A 20,852-nucleotide genomic window follows, 5' to 3' on the forward strand; every position below is an offset into this window, starting at 1 on the left:
GACCTTGACGAGTACCAAAAAGCGCGAAGTTCAACTATTGTTCTGTGGTGTTCCGTTGCGTGTTGACGGCAAAATTTTGCTGGCGTAACATGCGCGCACGATCACTCTAAGAGGACATTCGCCTTGGACACACCCAGTAGATACTGGCTCATTATCCTGTCATCCAGGATCAACTCCTAAGGCTATCCCCTTTTGCTGATAGCCTTAGCGGTTGTCAGCGACCTCAATTTTTCCCGTCGCGCTGAGTCAGGCTGTTTAATGGTCTGAAACCCAATTTGTTTCTGTGTGCCCACCGAACTGTCCGATATTTTAAGCATTGGGAGTCCCGGTCATGCTGAGCGCATTTCAACTGGAAAATAACCGACTGACCCGGCTGGAAGTCGAAGAGTCACAACCCCTTGTAGATGCAGTATGGATTGATCTTGTCGAACCGGATGACGACGAGCGACTGCGCGTACAATCTGAACTTGGCCAGAGCCTGGCAACCCGCCCGGAACTGGAAGACATCGAAGCATCGGCGCGTTTCTTTGAAGACGACGACGGCCTGCATATTCACTCCTTCTTCTTCTTTGAAGATGCGGAAGATCACGCCGGTAACTCCACTGTGGCATTTACTATCCGCGATGGTCGCCTGTTTACCCTGCGTGAGCGCGAACTGCCTGCATTCCGTCTGTATCGTATGCGCGCCCGTAGCCAGTCAATGGTTGACGGTAACGCCTACGAGCTGCTGCTGGATCTGTTCGAAACCAAAATCGAACAGCTGGCGGATGAAATTGAAAACATCTACAGCGATCTGGAGCAGTTGAGCCGGGTAATTATGGAGGGGCATCAGGGCGATGAGTACGATGAGGCGCTCTCCACGCTGGCGGAACTGGAAGATATCGGCTGGAAAGTTCGTCTGTGTCTGATGGATACCCAGCGCGCGCTCAACTTCCTGGTGCGCAAGGCGCGTTTACCTGGCGGGCAACTGGAGCAGGCGCGTGAAATCCTGCGAGATATCGAATCCCTGCTGCCGCATAACGAATCCCTGTTCCAGAAGGTAAACTTCCTGATGCAGGCGGCGATGGGCTTTATCAACATCGAGCAGAACCGCATCATCAAAATCTTCTCAGTGGTATCCGTCGTGTTCCTGCCGCCAACACTGGTCGCTTCCAGCTACGGGATGAACTTTGAGTTTATGCCAGAACTGAAGTGGAGTTTCGGCTACCCAGGCGCGATTATCTTTATGATTCTCGCGGGTCTGGCACCGTATCTGTACTTTAAGCGGAAGAACTGGTTGTAAAAAACGAGAGCGGTGGCTTAGCCTGGCTAAGCCACCTGTTATTTAGAGGCTCCAGGTATCAATACCCTTTACTTCTTTTTCATAGAACCATTTATTTGTGCTAACAGCAACATAGCCTGCTACAGCGAATCCCAGTACATTAACGCCAATTAATGCACCAATCAATAGTGAGAGAATGCCAAGTAATAGAACTATAATTGCTTTTTTCCATAACCCCAGGACAAATAAATATATCCAGGAGAAGAAAAAAGCAATGAAATTCATTTGAATAGTTAATCGTTGCCTTATTTTTAATGCTTTAAATGCTGTTTTATATTCTGGTGTTGCCCCCCAGAATCCAGGAAAACCATATTGGTCATAAAAATTAAATCGGTATTTCCATTTTTCACTTAATGAACCATCGTTCATATATCCCTTACTCATAAATACTCCGTAACTATTATTTTGATGAATCAGTAGGTGCAAGTATTAGCATACTGAAAGTGGTAAAATAGCAAATTAAGAAAATCATCGAACCATTGCCTGAACAATCAAAATGTTCGGCAATCATGATGATGATAGAGATGGTATAGACAGCTAGTGTGCAAAAAATATACGTTTTTATATATATGAAACCACTATCACGGAGTCGTTGGCAATTCATATTGATGACGAGATAATGGAGAAGAATGGTAGATATTATAACAAAAAATCCTGATCCGACCTCGCCAGAAAAAGCAATAAGTAAGACACAAACTAAATTTGTTAAAATAAATGAAAACAAATAACGGCGTCTGGAAATTCTGCCTTTAGATGTAGGTATAAATATACGTAACATTGATTTTACATCCTTGTGTGATTCTCCCGCCAGCATGGCAATATGCCCACCCTCATGCAAGAGCAGGCACATTTTTTCAGAATATATTTATTTTTATTTGGACGTTCGACGCTGCGTATAAATTGCATCCATCACAAAAATTGCCAGCGCCAGCCAGATAAAGGCGAAGGTCACCATTTTATCCGCCCCCGGTGTTTCACCATAAAACGTCACTGCCAGCAGGAACATCAGCGTCGGGCCAATATACTGGAAAAAGCCTAACGTTGAGAGACGCAGGCGCGTGGCGGCGGCGGTAAAACACAACAGCGGTACGGTAGTAACAATACCGGCGGCTATTAGCAGTAAATTCAGCGTCATTGGGTTTTGCCCCATATGGCTGGTAGAACTGTCAGCAATAGCAAACAGGTAAATCGCCGCCACGGGTAGCAGCCACATGGTTTCGATTAACATGCCGGTTTGTGCTTCAACCGCAATCTTTTTGCGAACCAGGCCGTAGAAGGCAAAACTAAATGCCAGACCCAGTGCGATGATTGGCAGCGAACCAAAGGTCCAGAGCTGGACCAGCACACCACAAATCGCCAGAATCACTGCCAGCCATTGCATCCGGCGGAATCGCTCGCCGAGGAAAATCATCCCCAGCAATATATTCACCAGTGGATTAATAAAATATCCAAGACTGGCCTCCAGCATATGGTGATTGTTCACTGCCCAGATAAACAGTAACCAGTTGCCGCCAATTAGCACAGCAGAGACTGCCAGCATAAATATTTTCTTCGGCGTCTGAATCAGGGTTTTTAAATAGGACCACTGGCGGCTGATGCTCATCAACACCACCATAAAGAAAAACGACCAGATTACACGATGCGTCAGGATCTCATCAGCAGGTACGTAATAAATCAGTTTGAAGTACGCAGGTGCAATACCCCAAATAAAATAAGCGGCAAGAGCGAGTAATACGCCCTGCCGCGTTTGTTTTGTATCCATTGGAAAACTCATTTTTTGTTGTTAATTGCAGTTTACCTGCTCAGATTGCTGACAAAGTGCGCTTTGTTCATGCAGGATGCGACGTTAATGCCTTATCCAGCTTACAAAAGAATGCAAATTCAATACATTGCATTTCTCTGGTAGACCAGATAAGCGTAGCGCATCAGGCAATTTGCGTTTGTCATCAGTTTAAGCAGTTTACCTGCTTTTAGATTTTCAACCTACCATATAGGTGGCGGTAGCACTGGCAATATAAAGCTGTTCTTCATTGTGCAGTTCGACACGGGCGACGGCGACTTTATTACCCGCACGTAACAGGCTACTGGTGGCTGTAAAACGCTCACCCCTGCCTGGACGCAGATAATCGACGCGAAGATCTATGGTTCCCATCCGCGATAGCCGCTGGCGCAGTTCATCTTCATTAATGGTTTCGTGACGCGTTAAAGTGCTGCCTACACATACCAGGCCAGCGGCGACATCCAGCGCCGACGCAATCACCCCGCCGTGCAAAATACTTTGCGCCCAGTTACCGACCATCATTGGCTGATTATTAAAGGCCAGCTGCGCAAATTCTTTTTCGTAACGCTCCAGTTCCATCCCCAATGCCCGGTTAAACGGCATGTGATAGACAAACATTTCACCCACTAATTTCAGGGCTTGTTCAGCGGTCAGTACGGCAGACATATCATCCTTACGCTTCAATAGTTAATGAAATGTTGATTTTATGCTTCTTTGTTGTTGGTTTCTACTTTAGGAAGGGATAACTAACGGCAATTGAGTTAAGTATGTAGAATAGCCTGCAGAAATATTCATCTAATCAATAATTCGTCACGGAGAACATGACCGATGCGGACTCTTCTGGGCTGGTTGTTGCCTGTATATATGCTGCCGCTGGCGGTACATGCACAAGAGGCAACGGTGAAAGAGGTGCATGATGCGCCTGTTGTGCGCGGTAGTATTATCGCCAATATGTTGCAGGAACATGATAATCCTTTCACTCTTTATCCTTATGACACCAACTACATCATCTATACCCAGACCAGCGATCTGAATAAAGAAGCGATTGCGAGTTACGATTGGGCAGAAAACGCGCGTAAGGATGAAGTAAAGTTCCAGTTAAGTCTGGCGTTTCCGCTTTGGCGTGGGATTTTGGGAGCAAACTCTGTACTGGGTGCGTCTTACACGCAGAAATCCTGGTGGCAGCTTTCTAATAGCGAAGAGTCATCGCCGTTTCGTGAAACTAATTACGAACCGCAATTATTCCTCGGTTTTGCTACCGATTACCGCTTTGCTGGCTGGGCACTGCGCGATGTGGAAATGGGCTACAACCACGATTCAAACGGGCGATCTGACCCGACGTCCCGTAGCTGGAACCGTATCTATACTCGCCTGATGGCGGAAAATGGTAACTGGCTGGTGGAGGTCAAACCGTGGTATGTGGTGGGTAATACTGACGATAACCCGGATATCACCAAATATATGGGGTACTACCAGCTTAAAATCGGCTATCACTTGGGTGATGCCGTATTGAGCGCGAAAGGGCAGTACAACTGGAACACCGGTTACGGCGGCGCGGAGTTAGGCTTAAGTTACCCGATCACCAGACATGTGCGTCTTTATACTCAGGTTTACAGCGGTTACGGCGAATCGCTCATCGACTATAACTTTAACCAGACCCGCGTCGGTGTGGGGGTTATGCTAAACGACCTGTTCTAATGCGAGTTGATTGAAAGGCAAATCTGGAATCCAGCATCCAGGATTACCCTGCCAGAGACTAAAAGCATTGCAGTTTCTCGCGCAGGCGCTGAAAATAGCGCCTGTTTTTATTTCAGGCAATCGGGGTGAATGTGGCGCAGGCGGAAGTGTTGAATCTGGAGTCCGGAGCTAAACAGGTTTTACAAGAAACCTTTGGCTACCAACAGTTTCGCCCCGGCCAGGAAGAAATTATCGACACCGTACTTTCCGGTCGCGATTGCCTCGTCGTCATGCCAACTGGCGGCGGAAAATCCCTGTGCTATCAAATCCCTGCGTTGTTATTGAACGGTCTTACTGTCGTTGTTTCACCACTGATTTCCTTGATGAAAGACCAGGTGGATCAACTGCAAGCCAACGGTGTAGCGGCGGCGTGCCTTAACTCGACGCAAAACCGAGAGCAGCAGCTTGAAGTGATGACAGGCTGTCGCACCGGGCAAATTCGCCTGCTGTATATCGCGCCGGAACGCCTGATGCTGGATAACTTCCTTGAGCATCTGGGGCACTGGAATCCTGTCTTATTAGCCGTTGATGAAGCGCATTGTATTTCCCAATGGGGCCACGATTTCCGCCCGGAATATGCTGCGCTCGGTCAGTTACGCCAGCGTTTCCCGACGCTGCCGTTTATGGCGCTAACCGCTACAGCCGATGACACCACCCGCCAGGATATCGTGCGCCTGCTGGGGCTTAACGATCCGCTGATTCAAATCAGTAGTTTTGACCGCCCGAATATTCGCTATATGTTGATGGAGAAGTTCAAACCGCTCGATCAACTAATGCGTTACGTGCAGGAACAACGCGGTAAGTCGGGGATTATTTACTGTAATAGTCGTGCGAAAGTAGAAGACACCGCCGCGCGCCTGCAAAGCAAGGGGATTAGCGCAGCGGCGTATCACGCAGGACTGGAAAACGATGTCCGCGCCGACGTGCAGGAAAAATTTCAGCGCGATGACCTGCAAATTGTGGTGGCGACCGTGGCGTTCGGTATGGGCATCAACAAACCTAACGTCCGCTTCGTGGTGCATTTTGATATTCCGCGCAATATTGAATCCTATTATCAGGAAACCGGTCGCGCCGGGCGTGACGGTCTGCCAGCGGAAGCAATGCTGTTTTACGATCCGGCAGATATGGCGTGGTTACGCCGCTGTCTGGAAGAAAAGCCGCAGGGGCAGCTACAGGATATCGAGCGCCATAAACTCAATGCGATGGGCGCGTTTGCCGAAGCGCAAACTTGTCGTCGTCTGGTGCTGCTCAACTACTTTGGCGAAGGGCGTCAGGAACCGTGTGGGAACTGCGATATCTGCCTTGATCCGCCGAAACAATACGATGGTTCAAACGATGCGCAGATTGCGCTTTCTACCATTGGTCGTGTGAATCAGCGGTTTGGTATGGGCTATGTGGTGGAAGTGATCCGTGGTGCTAATAATCAGCGTATCCGCGACTATGGTCATGACAAACTGAAAGTCTACGGCATGGGGCGTGATAAAAGTCATGAACACTGGGTGAGCGTGATCCGCCAACTGATTCACCTCGGTCTGGTGACGCAAAATATCGCCCAGCATTCTGCGCTACAACTGACAGAGGCCGCGCGTCCGGTGCTGCGTGGCGAATCCTCTTTGCAACTCGCCGTGCCGCGTATTGTGGCACTCAAACCGAAAGCGATGCAGAAATCCTTCGGCGGCAATTACGATCGTAAACTGTTCGCCAAATTACGCAAATTGCGTAAATCGATTGCCGATGAAAGCAATGTCCCGCCGTATGTGGTGTTTAACGACGCTACCTTGATTGAGATGGCTGAACAGATGCCGATCACCGCCAGCGAAATGCTCAGCGTTAACGGCGTCGGGATGCGCAAGCTGGAACGCTTTGGTAAACCGTTTATGACGCTGATCCGCGCTCATGTCGACGGCGACGACGAAGAGTAGTCAGCGGCATAAAAAAGTGCCAGGATGAACATTCCGTAAACGTTTTCCCCGCGAGTCAAATGTATGTTGATGTTATTTCTTACCGTCGCCATGGTGCATATTGTGGCGCTTATGAGCCCTGGTCCCGATTTCTTTTTTGTCTCTCAGACCGCCGTTAGTCGTTCTCGTAAAGAAGCGATGATGGGCGTGCTGGGCATAACCTGCGGCGTCATGGTCTGGGCAGGAATTGCGCTGCTTGGCCTACATTTGATTATCGAAAAAATGGCCTGGCTACATACGCTGATTATGGTTGGCGGTGGCCTGTATCTTTGCTGGATGGGTTACCAGATGCTGCGCGGTGCGCTGAAAAAAGAGGCTGTTTCTGCGCCTGCGCCACAGGTGGAACTGGCGAAAAGCGGGCGCAGTTTCCTGAAAGGCTTGCTGACCAATCTCGCCAATCCGAAAGCGATTATCTACTTTGGCTCGGTGTTCTCGCTGTTTGTCGGCGATAATGTCGGCACCACCGAACGCTGGGGCATTTTCGCGCTGATTATTGTCGAAACGCTGGCGTGGTTTACCGTTGTTGCCAGCCTGTTTGCTCTACCGCAAATGCGCCGGGGTTATCAACGTCTGGCGAAGTGGATCGACGGTTTTGCCGGCGCGTTATTTGCCGGATTTGGCATTCATTTGATTATTTCGCGTTGATGCCAGACGCATCATCATAGTAGGTCGGATAAGGCGTTTACGCCGCATCCGACATTATTTTTCACGCATGTCTTGCCGATGCCAACAGCGCCCCCACCAGCATAAACAACGAGCCGAAAATCTTATTCAGCGCCTTCATCTGCTTCGGCCCTTTAATCCAGAGTGCGATCCGTTGGGCGAGGGTGGCGTAACCGATCATCACAATAATATCGACCACAATAGTGGTGACGCCGAGCACGATATACTGCATCAGTTGCGGTTGCTGCGGCATGATAAATTGCGGAAATAGCGCAGCCAGAAACACAATACTTTTGGGATTAGTAAGGTTCACAAACACTGACCGCTGGAACAGGTGGCGGCGCGATTGGGTAGGAGCCAGCGATTTAAGATCAATTGCACCAGCGGCACGCCACTGCTGGATTCCCAGCCAAATCAGGTAAGCCGCGCCTGCCCACTTCAACACTTCAAAAGCAATAACCGAGCGGGAAAATAGCGTCCCCAAACCCACGCCAACCAGCACAATATGAATCGCCAGTCCGGTCTGAAGCCCAGCAATAGATGCCACCGCACCGCGATAACCGTGGTTGAGCGAAGTGGTCATGGTGTTGATTGCGCCAGAGCCTGGCGAGAGGCTTAGAATGATCGATGTCAGTAAGTAGGCGAACCACCATTCAAAGGTCATGGGAATCTCCCGGATAGTCTATTTTTGTGCCACAATACGCTACTGTCGCAGCGTTGTGTCAGGCACGCTTAAAAAAACGATTTTACGTGGTTTAAGAGGCAGATTACCCGATGTTTCAGCAGCAAAAAGACTGGGAAACAAGAGAAAAAGCGTTTGCTGCTTTTACGATGGGGCCACTGACCGACTTCTGGCGTCAGCGGGACGAAGCAGAGTTTATCGGCGTGGATGACATTCCGGTGCGTTTTGTCCGCTTTCGCGCTCCGCAACATGATCGGGTGGTCGTCATTTGTCCGGGGCGTATTGAGAGCTATGTAAAGTATGCGGAGCTGGCCTACGACCTATTCCATCTGGGGTTTGATGTGTTAATCATCGACCATCGCGGTCAGGGGCGTTCCGGTCGACTGTTAGCCGATCCGCATCTCGGGCATGTTAATCGCTTTAATGATTATGTTGATGATCTGGCGGCGTTCTGGCAACAAGAGGTCCAGCCAGGTCCGTGGCGTAAACGCTATATACTGGCGCACTCGATGGGCGGTGCAATCTCCATGCTGTTTCTGCAACGTCACCCCGGCGTATGCGATGCCATTGCGCTAACTGCGCCAATGTTTGGGATTGTGATTCGTATGCCATCATTTATGGCGCGGCAGATCCTTAACTGGGCAGAAGCGCACCCACGTTTTCGTGATGGCTATGCGATTGGCACCGGGCGCTGGCGCGCGCTGCCGTTTACCATCAATGTTCTGACCCACAGCAGGCAGCGATATCGACGTAATTTGCGTTTCTATGCGGATGACCCAACGATTCGCGTCGGTGGGCCGACCTACCATTGGGTACGCGAAAGTATTCTGGCTGGCGAGCAGGTGTTAGCCGGTGCGGGTGATGACGCCACGCCAACGCTTCTCTTGCAGGCTGAAGAGGAACGCGTGGTAGATAACCGTATGCACGACCGTTTTTGTGAACTCCGCGCCGCAGCGGGCCATCCTGTAGAAGGGGGGCGGCCGCTGGTAATTAAAGGTGCGTACCATGAGATCCTTTTTGAAAAGGACGCAATGCGCTCAGTCGCGCTCCACGCCATCGTTGAATTTTTCAACCGGCATAACTCACCCAGCGGAAATCGCTCTATAGAGGTTTAAATTTCTTATGTATCAGGTTGTTGCGTCTGATTTAGATGGTACGTTACTTTCTCCCGACCATACGTTATCCCCTTACGCCAAAGAAACCCTAAAACTGCTCACCGCGCGTGGCATCAACTTTGTGTTTGCGACAGGTCGCCACCACGTCGACGTGGGGCAAATTCGCGATAATCTGGAGATTAAGTCTTACATGATTACCTCCAATGGCGCGCGCGTGCACGATCTGGATGGTAATCTGATTTTCGCGCATAACCTGGATCATGACATCGCCAGCGACCTGTTTGGCGTGGTCAACGACAACCCGGACATCATTACTAACGTTTATCGCGACGACGAATGGTTTATGAATCGCCACCGTCCGGAAGAGATGCGCTTTTTTAAAGAAGCGGTGTTCAAATATGCGCTGTATGAGCCAGGATTACTGGAGCCGGAAGGCGTCAGCAAAGTGTTCTTCACCTGCGATTCCCATGAAAAATTGTTACCGCTGGAGCAAGCTATCAACGCTCGCTGGGGCGATCGCGTCAACGTCAGTTTCTCTACCTTAACTTGTCTTGAAGTGATGGCGGGTGGCGTTTCAAAAGGCCATGCGCTGGAAGCGGTGGCGAAGAAACTGGGCTACAGTCTGAAGGATTGCATTGCGTTTGGTGATGGGATGAACGACGCCGAAATGCTGTCGATGGCGGGGAAAGGCTGCATTATGGGCAGCGCGCACCAGCGCCTGAAAGATCTGCATCCGGAACTGGAAGTGATTGGTACTAACGCCGACGACGCGGTGCCGCATTATCTGCGTAAGCTCTATTTATCGTAATCGTTCTTTATTTGGTCAGTTGTCAACCTGATACTTCGCTACAATGGATACTCGTTAATCAAAGAGTTTTCCATTGTGGCGCTACTTATCATCACCACGATTCTGTGGGCCTTCTCCTTTAGCTTTTATGGCGAGTACCTTGCGGGGCACGTCGACAGCTATTTTTCGGTGCTGGTACGCGTTGGGCTGGCGGCGCTCGTTTTCCTGCCGTTCCTGCGTACCCGTGGCAATAGCCTGAAAACCATTGGCCTGTATATGCTGGTGGGCGCGATGCAGCTTGGCATTATGTATATGCTCAGTTTTCGTGCCTATCTCTACCTGACGGTCTCTGAACTGCTGCTGTTTACCGTGCTGACGCCGCTCTACATCACGCTGATTTATGACATTATGAGCAGACGTCGTCTGCGCTGGGGTTATGCGTTCAGCGCGTTACTGGCGGTGATTGGTGCCGGAATTATTCGTTACGATCAGGTCACTGACCATTTCTGGACTGGCCTGCTGCTGGTGCAACTCTCCAATATCACTTTCGCGATTGGCATGGTGGGTTACAAACGCCTGATGGAAACTCGCCCGATGCCGCAGCATAACGCCTTTGCGTGGTTCTATCTTGGCGCGTTCCTGGTGGCGGTGGTTGCATGGTTCTTGCTGGGAAATGCGCAGAAAATGCCGCAAACCACGTTGCAATGGGGCATTCTGGTATTTCTTGGCGTAGTAGCTTCCGGGATTGGCTACTTTATGTGGAACTACGGTTCGACTCAGGTGGATGCCGGAACGCTGGGCATTATGAACAATATGCACGTTCCGGCAGGGCTGCTGGTTAACCTGGCTATCTGGCACCAACAGCCGCACTGGCCAACATTTATCACAGGCGCGCTGGTGATCCTGGCCTCACTGTGGGTGCATCGGAAGTGGGTCGCTCCGCGCTCTTTACAAACGGCAGATGATCGCAGGCGTGATTGCGTGCCGAGCGAATAAACGCTTCTGTCACTGGCTGACGCTGCTCGCCATCGCGCACGGCGGCGTACAGTCGGCTCCATAATCCCTCGCCCAGGGTTTTGGTCACAACCAGACCCTGGCGCTCAAAACTCTCCACGACCCAATGCGGCAGAGCGGCAATACCCATCCGCGCGGCAACCATCTGAATCAACAATAAGGTGTTATCGACGCTTTTCAGCGACGGGCTAACGCCTGCGGGCTGCAGAAAATGCCGCCAGACGTCCAGTCGGCTGCGCTGCACCGGATAAATCAGCAGCGTTTCGCTGGCGAGATCTTCCGGCGTGATTCGCGTTTTCGCCGCCAGTGGGTGGTCAGGTGCTAATACCAGACGTACTTCATAATCGAACATCGGCGAATAATGCAGGCCACTGCGCGGCAGAATATCGGAGGTCATCACCAGATCCAACTCGCCCTGCTGCAACGCGGGCTGCGGGTCAAACGTCACGCCCGATTTAAAGTCCATCTCGACCTGCGGCCAGTTCTTATGGAAATTTTCTAACGCAGGCGTCAGCCACTGAATACAACTATGGCACTCAATGGCAATGCGCAGGCGCGTCTGCTGCGGTTCATTGCAGGCTTGCAGTGCCTGACTGATTTGCGGCAGTACCTGGTTTGCCAGTTGCAACAGGATTTCACCCTGCGGCGTAAAACGTAGCGGCTGGCTTTTACGCACAAATAGCCGGAAGCCAAGGCGTTGTTCCAGATCGCTAAACTGGTGAGACAGGGCGGATTGCGTCTGATGCAACGTCGCCGCAGCGGCTGCGAGCGAGCCGCAATTCCGCAACGCTTGTAGCGTTTTCAGGTGTTTTACTTCGATCATGAAAGTCCTTCACTTCGGCATGAATAATTTGCGCTTGAGGAATATACAGTAACCGCCAATTATGGATGTGTAAACATCTGGACGGCTAAATACTAAAAATTCCATAAGGGGCATATAATGACAATTCTTAATCACACCCTCGGTTTCCCTCGCGTTGGCCTGCGTCGCGAGCTGAAAAAAGCGCAAGAAAGTTATTGGGCGGGGAACTCCACGCGTGAAGAACTGCTGGCAGTAGGGCGTGAATTGCGTGCTCGTCACTGGGATCAACAAAAGCAGGCGGGGATTGACCTGCTGCCGGTGGGCGATTTTGCCTGGTACGATCATGTTCTGACCACCAGCCTGCTGCTGGGTAACGTTCCGGCGCGTCATCAGAATAAAGACGGTTCGGTGGATATCGACACCCTGTTCCGTATTGGTCGTGGACGTGCACCGACTGGCGAACCTGCGGCGGCAGCGGAAATGACCAAATGGTTTAACACCAACTATCACTACATGGTGCCGGAATTCGTTAAAGGCCAACAGTTCAAACTGACCTGGACGCAGCTGCTGGATGAAGTGGACGAGGCGCTGGCGCTGGGTCACAAGGTGAAACCTGTGCTGCTGGGGCCGGTTACCTACCTGTGGCTGGGGAAAGTGAAAGGTGAACAGTTTGACCGCCTTAGCCTGCTGAACGACATTCTGCCGGTTTATCAGCAGGTTCTGGCAGAACTGGCAAAACGCGGTATTGAGTGGGTACAGATCGACGAACCGGCTCTGGTGCTGGAACTGCCGCAGGCGTGGCTGGACGCATACAAACCCGCTTACGATGCGCTCCAGGGCCAGGTGAAACTGCTACTGACCACCTATTTTGAAGGCGTAACGCCAAACCTCGACACGATTACGGCGCTGCCTGTTCAGGGTCTGCATGTCGACTTCGTACATGGTAAAGATGACGTAGCAGAACTGCACAAGCGCCTGCCTTCTGACTGGCTGCTGTCTGCGGGTCTTATCAATGGCCGTAACGTCTGGCGCGCCGATCTCACCGAGAAATATGCGCAAATTAAGGACATTGTCGGCAAACGTGATTTGTGGGTGGCATCTTCCTGCTCGTTGCTGCACAGCCCTATCGACCTGAGCGTGGAAACGCGTCTTGATGCAGAAGTGAAAAGCTGGTTTGCCTTCGCCCTGCAAAAATGCCATGAACTGGCGCTGCTGCGCGATGCGCTGAACAGTGGTGACACGGCAGCACTGGCAGAGTGGAGCGCCCCGATTCAGGCGCGTCGTCACTCAACTCGTGTACATAATCCGGCGGTAGAAAAGCGTCTGGCGGCGATCACCGCCCAGGACAGCCAGCGGGCGAATGTCTATGAAGTGCGTGCTGAAGCCCAGCGTGCGCGTTTTAAACTGCCAGCCTGGCCGACCACCACGATTGGTTCTTTCCCGCAAACCACGGAAATTCGTACCCTGCGTCTGGATTTCAAAAAGGGCAATCTCGACGCCAATAACTACCGCACGGGCATTGCGGAACACATCAAACAGGCCATTGTTGAGCAGGAACGTTTAGGTCTGGATGTGCTGGTGCACGGTGAAGCCGAGCGTAACGACATGGTGGAATACTTTGGCGAGCACCTCGACGGTTTTGTCTTTACGCAAAACGGTTGGGTACAGAGCTACGGTTCCCGCTGCGTGAAGCCGCCGATTGTTATTGGTGACGTTAGCCGCCCGGCACCGATTACCGTTGAGTGGGCGAAGTATGCGCAATCGCTGACCGACAAACCGGTGAAAGGGATGCTGACCGGCCCGGTGACGATTCTCTGCTGGTCGTTCCCGCGTGAAGATGTCAGCCGTGAAACCATCGCCAAACAAATTGCGCTGGCGCTGCGTGATGAAGTAGCCGATCTGGAAGCGGCTGGAATTGGCATTATCCAGATTGACGAACCGGCACTGCGCGAAGGTTTACCGCTGCGTCGTAGTGACTGGGACGCCTATCTCCAATGGGGCGTGGAGGCTTTCCGTATCAACGCCGCCGTGGCGAAGGATGAAACGCAGATCCACACTCACATGTGTTATTGCGAGTTCAACGACATCATGGATTCGATTGCGGCGCTGGACGCAGATGTCATCACCATTGAAACCTCGCGTTCCGACATGGAATTACTGGAGTCATTCGAAGAGTTTGATTATCCGAATGAAATCGGTCCAGGCGTCTATGACATTCACTCGCCAAACGTACCGAGCGTGGAATGGATTGAAGCCCTGCTGAAGAAAGCGGCAAAACGCATTCCGGCAGAGCGCCTGTGGGTCAACCCGGACTGCGGCCTGAAAACGCGCGGCTGGCCAGAAACCCGCGCGGCACTGGCGAACATGGTACAGGCGGCGCAGAATTTGCGTCGGGGGTAAACATAAACCGGGTGGCAATGCCACCCGGTCTTTTCTCATTACAGCGACTTCTTCCCACCATACTGCTTAAACCATTCCAGCATACGCTGCCAACCGTCTTTTGCGGACTCAGCATGATAGCTCGGGCGATAATCGGCGTTAAACGCATGACCGGCATCCGGGTACACGATAATCTCTGCTTTCGCGTTCGCTGCTCGTAGCGCCTGACGCATGGTTTCAACGCTCTCCTGCGGAATGCTGTTATCCTGACCACCATATAAGCCGAGAACCGGCGCGTTGAGATCGGTTGCGATATCAACAGGTTGTTTCGGTGAATTCAGCGACTTATCGCCTGTCAGCTTGCCGTACCACGCCACCGCCGCTTTCAATTGCGGGTTATGCGCGGCATATAGCCAGGTGATACGCCCGCCCCAGCAAAATCCGGTAATCATTAAGCGATGGACGTCGCCGCCGTTGCGGGACGCCCAACTGGCAACATGATCGAGATCGGCCAGCACCTGTGAGTCAGGCACTTTTGCTACCAGACCGCTGAGCAACGTGGGAATATCGGCGAAATCATTAGGATCGCCTTCGCGGAAGTAGAGTTCTGGTGCGATAGCCAGATACCCCTCCAGCGCCAGACGGCGACAAATGTCACGGATATGTTCATGCACGCCAAAAATTTCCTGCACTACAATGACCACTGGTAGTGGGCCATCGCTCTGCTTTGGACGGGCATGATAAGCAGGCATGTTATCCCCTTGTGAAGGGATAGAGGTGAACCCTGCCACAATCGCATCGTCCGGGGTCTGAACGATGGTCGAGGCGAGGGGGGATGCAGCAGGTGCAAATCCAGAGTGTTGTGTTGTTGTCATGGTATTCTCCGTACCCTTATAAAAATTTTGCGCAATGTTAACTATAGTCAGCGTGCAACAATTCACATTGCCTCAAATGGCTCATCTTTTAAGCAGCCTTACTGACTTAAGAGCAAATTATGTGATTTAAGTCACTTTTGATGAGTAAATGCATGCAACACATTTGCATCATAGTGATGATTATCACGAAAAAATCTTAATCCCTTCGGTAAAGTACCGTTTTGCTTCTTCTGACTAAACCGATTCACAGAGGAGTTGTATATGTCCAAGTCTGATGTTTTTCATCTCGGCCTCACTAAAAACGATTTACAAGGGGCTACGCTTGCCATCGTCCCTGGCGACCCGGATCGTGTGGAAAAGATCGCCGCGCTGATGGATAAGCCGGTTAAGCTGGCATCTCACCGCGAATTCACCACCTGGCGTGCAGAGCTGGATGGTAAACCTGTTATTGTCTGCTCTACCGGTATCGGCGGTCCGTCTACTTCTATTGCCGTTGAAGAACTGGCACAGCTGGGCATTCGCACCTTCCTGCGTATCGGTACAACTGGCGCTATTCAGCCGCATATTAATGTTGGTGATGTACTGGTTACCACGGCGTCTGTTCGTCTGGATGGCGCGAGCCTGCACTTCGCACCGCTGGAGTTCCCGGCTGTCGCTGATTTCGAATGTACGACTGCGCTGGTTGAAGCAGCGAAGTCTATTGGCGCGACGACTCACGTTGGCGTGACTGCTTCTTCTGATACCTTCTACCCAGGTCAGGAACGTTACGATACTTACTCTGGTCGCGTAGTCCGTCACTTTAAAGGTTCTATGGAAGAGTGGCAGGCGATGGGCGTGATGAACTATGAAATGGAATCTGCGACTCTGCTGACCATGTGTGCAAGTCAGGGCCTGCGTGCAGGTATGGTGGCGGGCGTTATCGTTAACCGCACTCAGCAAGAGATCCCGAATGCTGAGACGATGAAACAAACCGAAAGCCATGCGGTGAAAATCGTGGTGGAAGCGGCGCGTCGTCTGTTGTAATTCTCTTCTCCTGTCTGAAGGCCGACGCGTTCGGCCTTTTGTATTTTTGCATAGCGCCTCGCAGGAAATGCCTTTCCAACTGGACGTTTGTACAGCACAATTCTATTTTGTGCGGGTAAGTTGTTGCGTCAGGAGGCTTTGTGGATTTCTCAATCATTGTTTATGCCATTATTGCGCTGGTCAGTGTGGCCATCGGCTGGCTGTTTGCCAGTTATCAACATGCGCAGCAAAAAGCCGAGCAATTAGCTGAACGTGAAGAGATGGTCGCGGAGTTAAGTGCGGCAAAACAACAAATTACCCAAAGTGAACACTGGCGCACAGAGTGTGAATTACTCAATAACGAAGTGCGCAGCCTGCAAAGTATTAACACCTCGCTGGAGGCTGATCTGCGTGAAGTGACCACGCGGATGGAGGCCGCACAGCAACACGCTGACGATAAAATTCGCCAGATGATTAACAGCGAGCAGCGTTTGAGCGAGCAGTTTGAAAACCTCGCCAACCGTATTTTCGAGCACAGCAATCGCCGCGTTGATGAGCAAAACCGTCAGAGCCTGAACAGCCTGTTGTCGCCGCTGCGTGAACAACTGGACGGTTTTCGCCGTCAGGTTCAGGACAGCTTCGGTAAAGAAGCACAAGAACGCCATACCCTGACCCACGAAATTCGCAATCTCCAGCAGCTCAACGCGCAAATGGCCCAGGAGGCAATCAACCTGACGCGTGCGCTGAAAGGCGACAATAAAACCCAGGGCAACTGGGGCGAAGTGGTATTAACGCGAGTACTGGAGGCATCTGGCTTGCGTGAAGGGTATGAATACGAAACCCAGGTGAGTATCGAAAATGACGCCCGCTCGCGGATGCAGCCGGATGTTATCGTGCGACTACCGCAGGGGAAAGATGTGGTGATCGACGCCAAAATGACGCTGGTCGCTTATGAACGCTACTTCAACGCGGAAGACGACTACACCCGCGAAAGTGCATTGCAGGAACATATCGCGTCGGTGCGTAACCATATCCGCTTGCTGGGGCGTAAAGATTATCAACAGCTCCCAGGGCTAAGAACCCTGGATTACGTGCTGATGTTTATCCCCGTTGAGCCTGCGTTTTTACTGGCGCTTGACCGCCAGCCGGAGCTGATAACCGAAGCGTTGAAAAACAATATCATGCTGGTTAGCCCGACCACGCTGCTGGTGGCGTTGCGTACTATCGCCAATCTCTGGCGTTATGAGCATCAAAGTCGCAACGCCCAGCAAATCGCCGATCGCGCCAGCAAGCTGTACGACAAGATGCGTTTGTTCATCGATGACATGTCTGCGATTGGTCAAAGTCTGGACAAAGCGCAGGATAACTATCGTCAGGCAATGAAAAAACTCTCTTCAGGTCGCGGAAATGTGCTGGCGCAGGCAGAAGCGTTTCGCGGTTTAGGGGTAGAAATTAAACGCGAGATTAATCCGGATTTGGCTGAACAGGCGGTGAGTCAGGATGAAGAGTATCGACTGCGGTCGGTTCCAGGGCAGCCGAATGATGAAGCTTATCAACGCGATGATGAATATAATCAGCAGTCGCGCTAGCCCATTGGGGGTAGTTAAGCCGGGTAGAAATCTAGGGCATCGACGCCCAATCTGTTACACTTCTGGAACAATTTTTTGATGAGCAGGCATTGAGATGGTGGATAAGTCACAAGAAACGACGCACTTTGGTTTTCAGACCGTCGCGAAGGAACAAAAAGCGGATATGGTCGCCCACGTTTTCCATTCCGTGGCATCGAAATACGATGTTATGAATGATTTGATGTCATTTGGTATTCATCGTTTGTGGAAGCGTTTCACGATCGATTGCAGCGGCGTACGCCGTGGGCAGACTGTACTGGATCTGGCTGGCGGCACCGGCGATCTGACAGCGAAATTCTCTCGCCTGGTCGGTGAAACGGGTAAGGTGGTCCTCGCCGATATCAATGAATCCATGCTCAAAATGGGGCGCGAGAAACTGCGTAATATCGGCGTGATTGGCAACGTTGAGTATGTTCAGGCGAACGCCGAGGCGCTGCCGTTCCCGGATAATACTTTTGATTGCATCACCATTTCGTTTGGTCTGCGTAACGTCACCGACAAAGATAAAGCACTACGTTCAATGTATCGCGTGCTGAAACCCGGCGGTCGTCTACTGGTGCTTGAGTTCTCGAAGCCGATTATCGAGCCGTTAAGCAAAGCTTATGACGCTTACTCCTTCCATGTTCTGCCGCGTATTGGCTCGCTGGTCGCGAATGATGCCGACAGCTATCGTTATCTGGCTGAATCCATCCGTATGCATCCCGATCAGGATACTCTGAAAGCCATGATGCAAGATGCCGGATTCGAAAGTGTCGACTATTACAACCTGACGGCTGGCGTTGTGGCGCTGCATCGTGGTTATAAGTTCTGACAGGAGTACGACTATGCCTTTTAAACCTTTAGTGACGGCAGGAATCGAAAGTCTGCTCAATACCTTCCTGTATCGCTCACCCGCGCTGAAAACGGCCCGCTCGCGTCTGTTGGGTAAAGTATTGCGCGTGGAGGTAAAAGGCTTTTCGACATCGTTGATTCTGGTGTTCAGCGAACGTCAGGTCGATGTACTGGGAGAATGGGCGGGTGATGCTGACTGCACCGTTATCGCTTATGCCAGCGTGTTGCCGAAACTTCGCGATCGCCAGCAGCTTGCTGCACTGATTCGTAGCGGTGAGCTGGAAGTGCAGGGCGATATTCAGGTGGTGCAAAACTTTGTTGCGCTGGCAGATCTGGCGGAGTTCGACCCAGCGGAACTGCTGGCACCTTATACGGGTGATATCGCCGCCGAAGGCATTAGCAAAGCCCTGCGTGGTGGCGCGAAGTTCCTGCATCACGGTATTCAACGCCAGCAACGCTACGTGGCGGAAGCCATTACTGAAGAGTGGCGTATGGCGCCTGGTCCGCTTGAAGTGGCCTGGTTTGCGGAAGAGACATCCGCCGTTGAGCGAGCCGTCGATGCGCTAACCAAACGGCTGGAAAAACTGGAGGCAGTTTAATGACGCCAGGTGAAGTACGGCGCCTGTATTTCATCATTCGCACTTTTTTAAGTTACGGACTTGATGAACTGATCCCTAAAATGCGTATCACTTTGCCGTTGCGGTTATGGCGATACTCATTATTCTGGATGCCGAATCGGCATAAAGACAAACAATTAGGTGAACGACTGCGACTGGCGCTGCAAGAACTGGGTCCGGTATGGATCAAGTTTGGACAGATGCTATCGACCCGTCGTGACCTTTTTCCGCCGCATATTGCTGACCAACTGGCGCTCTTGCAGGATAAAGTCGCGCCTTTTGACGGCGAACTGGCGAAAGCACAAATTGAAGCGGCGATGGGCGGCCTGCCGGTGGAAGCGTGGTTTGATGATTTTGACATTAAGCCGCTGGCATCGGCTTCCGTAGCACAGGTGCATACTGCGCGGTTGAAATCGAATGGCAAAGAGGTGGTGATTAAAGTCATTCGCCCGGATATTTTGCCGGTCATAAAAGCGGATCTGAAACTCATCTATCGTCTGGCGCGTTGGGTGCCGCGTTTACTGCCGGATGGTCGCCGTCTGCGTCCAACCGAAGTGGTGCGCGAGTACGAAAAGACGTTGCTTGATGAACTGAATTTGCTGCGGGAATCTGCCAACGCCATTCAGCTTCGGCGTAATTTCGAAAATAGCCCGATGCTCTATATCCCGGAAGTTTACCCTGACTATTGCAGTGAAGGGATGATGGTGATGGAGCGTATCTATGGCATTCCAGTTTCGGATGTCGCGACGCTGGAGAAAAACGGCACCAACATGAAATTGTTGGCGGAACGCGGTGTGCAGGTGTTCTTCACTCAGGTCTTTCGCGACAGCTTTTTCCATGCCGATATGCACCCTGGCAACATCTTCGTAAGCTTCGAACACCCGGAAAATCCGAAGTATATTGGTATTGATTGTGGGATTGTCGGCTCGCTAAACAAAGAAGATAAACGCTATCTGGCGGAAAACTTTATCGCCTTCTTTAACCGTGACTATCGCAAAGTAGCGGAACTGCACGTTGATTCTGGCTGGGTGCCACCAGATACCAACGTTGAAGAGTTCGAATTTGCTATTCGTACTGTCTGTGAACCTATTTTTGAGAAACCGCTGGCAGAAATTTCATTTGGACATGTGCTGTTAAATCTGTTTAATACGGCGCGTCGTTTCAATATGGAAGTACAGCCGCAACTGGTGTTACTCCAGAAAACCTTGCTCTACATCGAAGGGGTAGGACGCCAGCTTTATCCGCAGCTCGATTTATGGAAAACGGCGAAGCCTTTTCTCGAGTCATGGATTAAAGATCAGGTTGGTATTCCTGCTCTGGTGAGAGCATTTAAAGAAAAAGCGCCGTTCTGGGTCGAAAAAATGCCAGAACTGCCTGAACTGGTTTACGACAGTTTGCGCCAGGGCAAGTATTTACAGCACAGTGTTGATAAGATTGCCCGCGAGCTTCAGGCAAATCATGTACGTCAGGGACAATCGCGTTATTTTCTCGGAATTGGCGCGACGTTAGTATTAAGCGGCACATTCTTGTTGGTCAGCCGACCTGAATGGGGGCTGATGCCCGGCTGGTTAATGGCAGGTGGTTTGATCGCCTGGTTTGTCGGTTGGCGCAAAACACGCTGATTTTTTCATCGCTCAAGGCGGGCCGTGTAACGTATA

At 51.3% G+C, this 20,852-nt stretch carries 21 protein-coding genes; 14 read left to right on the plus strand and 7 right to left on the minus strand.

The genetic code is table 11. From position 1 onward, the window contains the following. Positions 1-123: 123 nt before the first annotated feature. Both ysgD and corA read left to right on the plus strand, forming a co-directional pair. The gene (gene ysgD, locus HEM79_RS22680) at positions 124-180 is read left to right on the plus strand and encodes a YsgD/CorL family protein (protein ID WP_212723238.1); all 57 of its coding nucleotides are present in this window, start codon (positions 124-126) and stop codon (positions 178-180) included. 151 nt (positions 181-331) lie between these two features. Then, positions 332-1,282: a magnesium/cobalt transporter CorA gene (gene corA, locus HEM79_RS16190; protein ID WP_000947145.1), complete on the plus strand. Its 951-nt coding sequence runs from the start codon at positions 332-334 to the stop codon at positions 1,280-1,282. Positions 1,283-1,324: 42 nt separating this feature from the next. Here corA and HEM79_RS16195 read toward each other — a convergent pair whose 3' ends face one another. The 4 genes from HEM79_RS16195 to yigI form a co-directional block, all read right to left on the minus strand. Further along, on the minus strand, positions 1,325-1,705 hold the full coding sequence (locus HEM79_RS16195; protein WP_000033710.1) for a DUF2628 domain-containing protein: 381 nt from the start codon (positions 1,703-1,705) through the stop codon (positions 1,325-1,327). A gap of 16 nt (positions 1,706-1,721) precedes the next feature. Next, on the minus strand, positions 1,722-2,099 hold the full coding sequence (locus tag HEM79_RS16200; protein WP_286178608.1) for a hypothetical protein: 378 nt from the start codon (positions 2,097-2,099) through the stop codon (positions 1,722-1,724). A gap of 93 nt (positions 2,100-2,192) precedes the next feature. Beyond that, entirely contained in the window at positions 2,193-3,083 is an 891-nt protein-coding gene (gene rarD / locus HEM79_RS16205) for an EamA family transporter RarD (RefSeq protein WP_176242859.1), read from the minus strand. 216 nt (positions 3,084-3,299) lie between these two features. Beyond that, positions 3,300-3,767: an acyl-CoA thioesterase YigI gene (gene yigI, locus HEM79_RS16210; protein WP_001277144.1), complete on the minus strand. Its 468-nt coding sequence runs from the start codon at positions 3,765-3,767 to the stop codon at positions 3,300-3,302. Between the two features lie 162 nt (positions 3,768-3,929). Between yigI and pldA the strand changes: the two genes are divergently transcribed. From pldA to rhtC, 3 genes are all read left to right on the plus strand, one after another. Beyond that, entirely contained in the window at positions 3,930-4,799 is an 870-nt protein-coding gene (gene pldA / locus HEM79_RS16215; RefSeq protein ID WP_176242860.1) for a phospholipase A, read from the plus strand. Between the two features lie 131 nt (positions 4,800-4,930). Continuing rightward, positions 4,931-6,760, plus strand: coding sequence for an ATP-dependent DNA helicase RecQ (recQ, locus tag HEM79_RS16220; RefSeq protein ID WP_176242871.1), 1,830 nt, complete (start codon positions 4,931-4,933; stop codon positions 6,758-6,760). A 63-nt stretch (positions 6,761-6,823) separates the two neighbouring features. Further along, positions 6,824-7,444 (plus strand): threonine export protein RhtC, encoded by a 621-nt coding sequence (gene rhtC, locus HEM79_RS16225; protein ID WP_000928829.1) that lies wholly within the window; start codon positions 6,824-6,826, stop codon positions 7,442-7,444. A gap of 61 nt (positions 7,445-7,505) precedes the next feature. On the opposite strand, the gene rhtB is transcribed toward rhtC, so the two are convergent. Continuing rightward, positions 7,506-8,126, minus strand: coding sequence for a homoserine/homoserine lactone efflux protein (rhtB, locus tag HEM79_RS16230; RefSeq protein ID WP_000142513.1), 621 nt, complete (start codon positions 8,124-8,126; stop codon positions 7,506-7,508). Positions 8,127-8,236: 110 nt separating this feature from the next. Here rhtB and pldB point away from each other — a divergent pair, with 110 nt between their 5' ends. From pldB to bioP, 3 genes are all read left to right on the plus strand, one after another. Next, positions 8,237-9,259, plus strand: coding sequence for a lysophospholipase L2 (pldB, locus tag HEM79_RS16235; RefSeq protein ID WP_176242861.1), 1,023 nt, complete (start codon positions 8,237-8,239; stop codon positions 9,257-9,259). Positions 9,260-9,266: 7 nt separating this feature from the next. After that, on the plus strand, positions 9,267-10,067 hold the full coding sequence (yigL, locus tag HEM79_RS16240) for a sugar/pyridoxal phosphate phosphatase YigL (RefSeq protein ID WP_176242862.1): 801 nt from the start codon (positions 9,267-9,269) through the stop codon (positions 10,065-10,067). Positions 10,068-10,142: 75 nt separating this feature from the next. After that, a complete protein-coding gene (bioP, locus tag HEM79_RS16245) occupies positions 10,143-11,042 on the plus strand; it encodes a biotin transporter (protein WP_176242863.1) in 900 nt (299 codons plus the stop codon). Here bioP and metR read toward each other — a convergent pair. Beyond that, a complete protein-coding gene (gene metR, locus HEM79_RS16250; RefSeq protein ID WP_000573620.1) occupies positions 10,930-11,883 on the minus strand; it encodes an HTH-type transcriptional regulator MetR in 954 nt (317 codons plus the stop codon). The genes bioP and metR overlap by 113 nt on opposite strands. A 117-nt stretch (positions 11,884-12,000) precedes the next feature. Here metR and metE point away from each other — a divergent pair, with 117 nt between their 5' ends. Beyond that, positions 12,001-14,262: a 5-methyltetrahydropteroyltriglutamate--homocysteine S-methyltransferase gene (metE, locus tag HEM79_RS16255; RefSeq protein ID WP_016158869.1), complete on the plus strand. Its 2,262-nt coding sequence runs from the start codon at positions 12,001-12,003 to the stop codon at positions 14,260-14,262. A gap of 38 nt (positions 14,263-14,300) precedes the next feature. Here the strand turns inward: metE and HEM79_RS16260 are convergent, their stop codons facing one another. Then, positions 14,301-15,116: a dienelactone hydrolase family protein gene (locus tag HEM79_RS16260; RefSeq protein WP_010353608.1), complete on the minus strand. Its 816-nt coding sequence runs from the start codon at positions 15,114-15,116 to the stop codon at positions 14,301-14,303. Between the two features lie 261 nt (positions 15,117-15,377). On the opposite strand from HEM79_RS16260, the gene udp reads away from it, so the two are divergent. The 5 genes from udp to ubiB all read left to right on the plus strand — a co-directional run bounded on the left by udp (position 15,378) and on the right by ubiB (position 20,816). After that, positions 15,378-16,139: a uridine phosphorylase gene (gene udp, locus HEM79_RS16265; RefSeq protein WP_000045177.1), complete on the plus strand. Its 762-nt coding sequence runs from the start codon at positions 15,378-15,380 to the stop codon at positions 16,137-16,139. A gap of 140 nt (positions 16,140-16,279) precedes the next feature. Continuing rightward, on the plus strand, positions 16,280-17,707 hold the full coding sequence (gene rmuC / locus HEM79_RS16270; RefSeq protein ID WP_016158870.1) for a DNA recombination protein RmuC: 1,428 nt from the start codon (positions 16,280-16,282) through the stop codon (positions 17,705-17,707). Positions 17,708-17,801: 94 nt separating this feature from the next. Further along, on the plus strand, positions 17,802-18,557 hold the full coding sequence (gene ubiE / locus HEM79_RS16275) for a bifunctional demethylmenaquinone methyltransferase/2-methoxy-6-polyprenyl-1,4-benzoquinol methylase UbiE (RefSeq protein WP_000227958.1): 756 nt from the start codon (positions 17,802-17,804) through the stop codon (positions 18,555-18,557). Between the two features lie 13 nt (positions 18,558-18,570). Then, positions 18,571-19,176 carry a ubiquinone biosynthesis protein UbiJ gene (gene ubiJ / locus HEM79_RS16280; protein ID WP_001116107.1) on the plus strand — a complete coding sequence of 202 codons (606 nt, stop codon included), beginning with the start codon at positions 18,571-18,573 and terminating at the stop codon, positions 19,174-19,176. Continuing rightward, positions 19,176-20,816, plus strand: coding sequence for a ubiquinone biosynthesis regulatory protein kinase UbiB (ubiB, locus tag HEM79_RS16285; protein ID WP_176242864.1), 1,641 nt, complete (start codon positions 19,176-19,178; stop codon positions 20,814-20,816). The genes ubiJ and ubiB overlap by 1 nt, the downstream gene beginning before the upstream one ends. The last annotated feature ends 36 nt before the right edge of the window (positions 20,817-20,852 follow it).

The sequence above is a fragment of the Escherichia sp. 93.0816 genome, from assembly GCF_013368855.2.
In the GTDB taxonomy this organism is placed as follows: Bacteria; Pseudomonadota; Gammaproteobacteria; order Enterobacterales; family Enterobacteriaceae; genus Escherichia; species Escherichia ruysiae.

Coding starts and splice junctions, on each gene's coding strand:
- pldB (WP_176242861.1), top strand. CDS start 8,237: ATGTTTCAGCAGCAAAAAGACTGGGAAACAAGAGAAAAAGCGTTTGCT.
- metE (WP_016158869.1), top strand. CDS start 12,001: ATGACAATTCTTAATCACACCCTCGGTTTCCCTCGCGTTGGCCTGCGT.
- HEM79_RS16200 (WP_286178608.1), bottom strand. CDS start 2,099: ATGTTACGTATATTTATACCTACATCTAAAGGCAGAATTTCCAGACGC.
- udp (WP_000045177.1), top strand. CDS start 15,378: ATGTCCAAGTCTGATGTTTTTCATCTCGGCCTCACTAAAAACGATTTA.
- ubiE (WP_000227958.1), top strand. CDS start 17,802: ATGGTGGATAAGTCACAAGAAACGACGCACTTTGGTTTTCAGACCGTC.
- yigI (WP_001277144.1), bottom strand. CDS start 3,767: ATGTCTGCCGTACTGACCGCTGAACAAGCCCTGAAATTAGTGGGTGAA.
- ubiJ (WP_001116107.1), top strand. CDS start 18,571: ATGCCTTTTAAACCTTTAGTGACGGCAGGAATCGAAAGTCTGCTCAAT.
- pldA (WP_176242860.1), top strand. CDS start 3,930: ATGCGGACTCTTCTGGGCTGGTTGTTGCCTGTATATATGCTGCCGCTG.
- HEM79_RS16195 (WP_000033710.1), bottom strand. CDS start 1,705: ATGAGTAAGGGATATATGAACGATGGTTCATTAAGTGAAAAATGGAAA.
- rhtC (WP_000928829.1), top strand. CDS start 6,824: ATGTTGATGTTATTTCTTACCGTCGCCATGGTGCATATTGTGGCGCTT.
- metR (WP_000573620.1), bottom strand. CDS start 11,883: ATGATCGAAGTAAAACACCTGAAAACGCTACAAGCGTTGCGGAATTGC.
- corA (WP_000947145.1), top strand. CDS start 332: ATGCTGAGCGCATTTCAACTGGAAAATAACCGACTGACCCGGCTGGAA.
- yigL (WP_176242862.1), top strand. CDS start 9,267: ATGTATCAGGTTGTTGCGTCTGATTTAGATGGTACGTTACTTTCTCCC.
- rarD (WP_176242859.1), bottom strand. CDS start 3,083: ATGGATACAAAACAAACGCGGCAGGGCGTATTACTCGCTCTTGCCGCT.
- HEM79_RS16260 (WP_010353608.1), bottom strand. CDS start 15,116: ATGACAACAACACAACACTCTGGATTTGCACCTGCTGCATCCCCCCTC.
- rhtB (WP_000142513.1), bottom strand. CDS start 8,126: ATGACCTTTGAATGGTGGTTCGCCTACTTACTGACATCGATCATTCTA.
- ubiB (WP_176242864.1), top strand. CDS start 19,176: ATGACGCCAGGTGAAGTACGGCGCCTGTATTTCATCATTCGCACTTTT.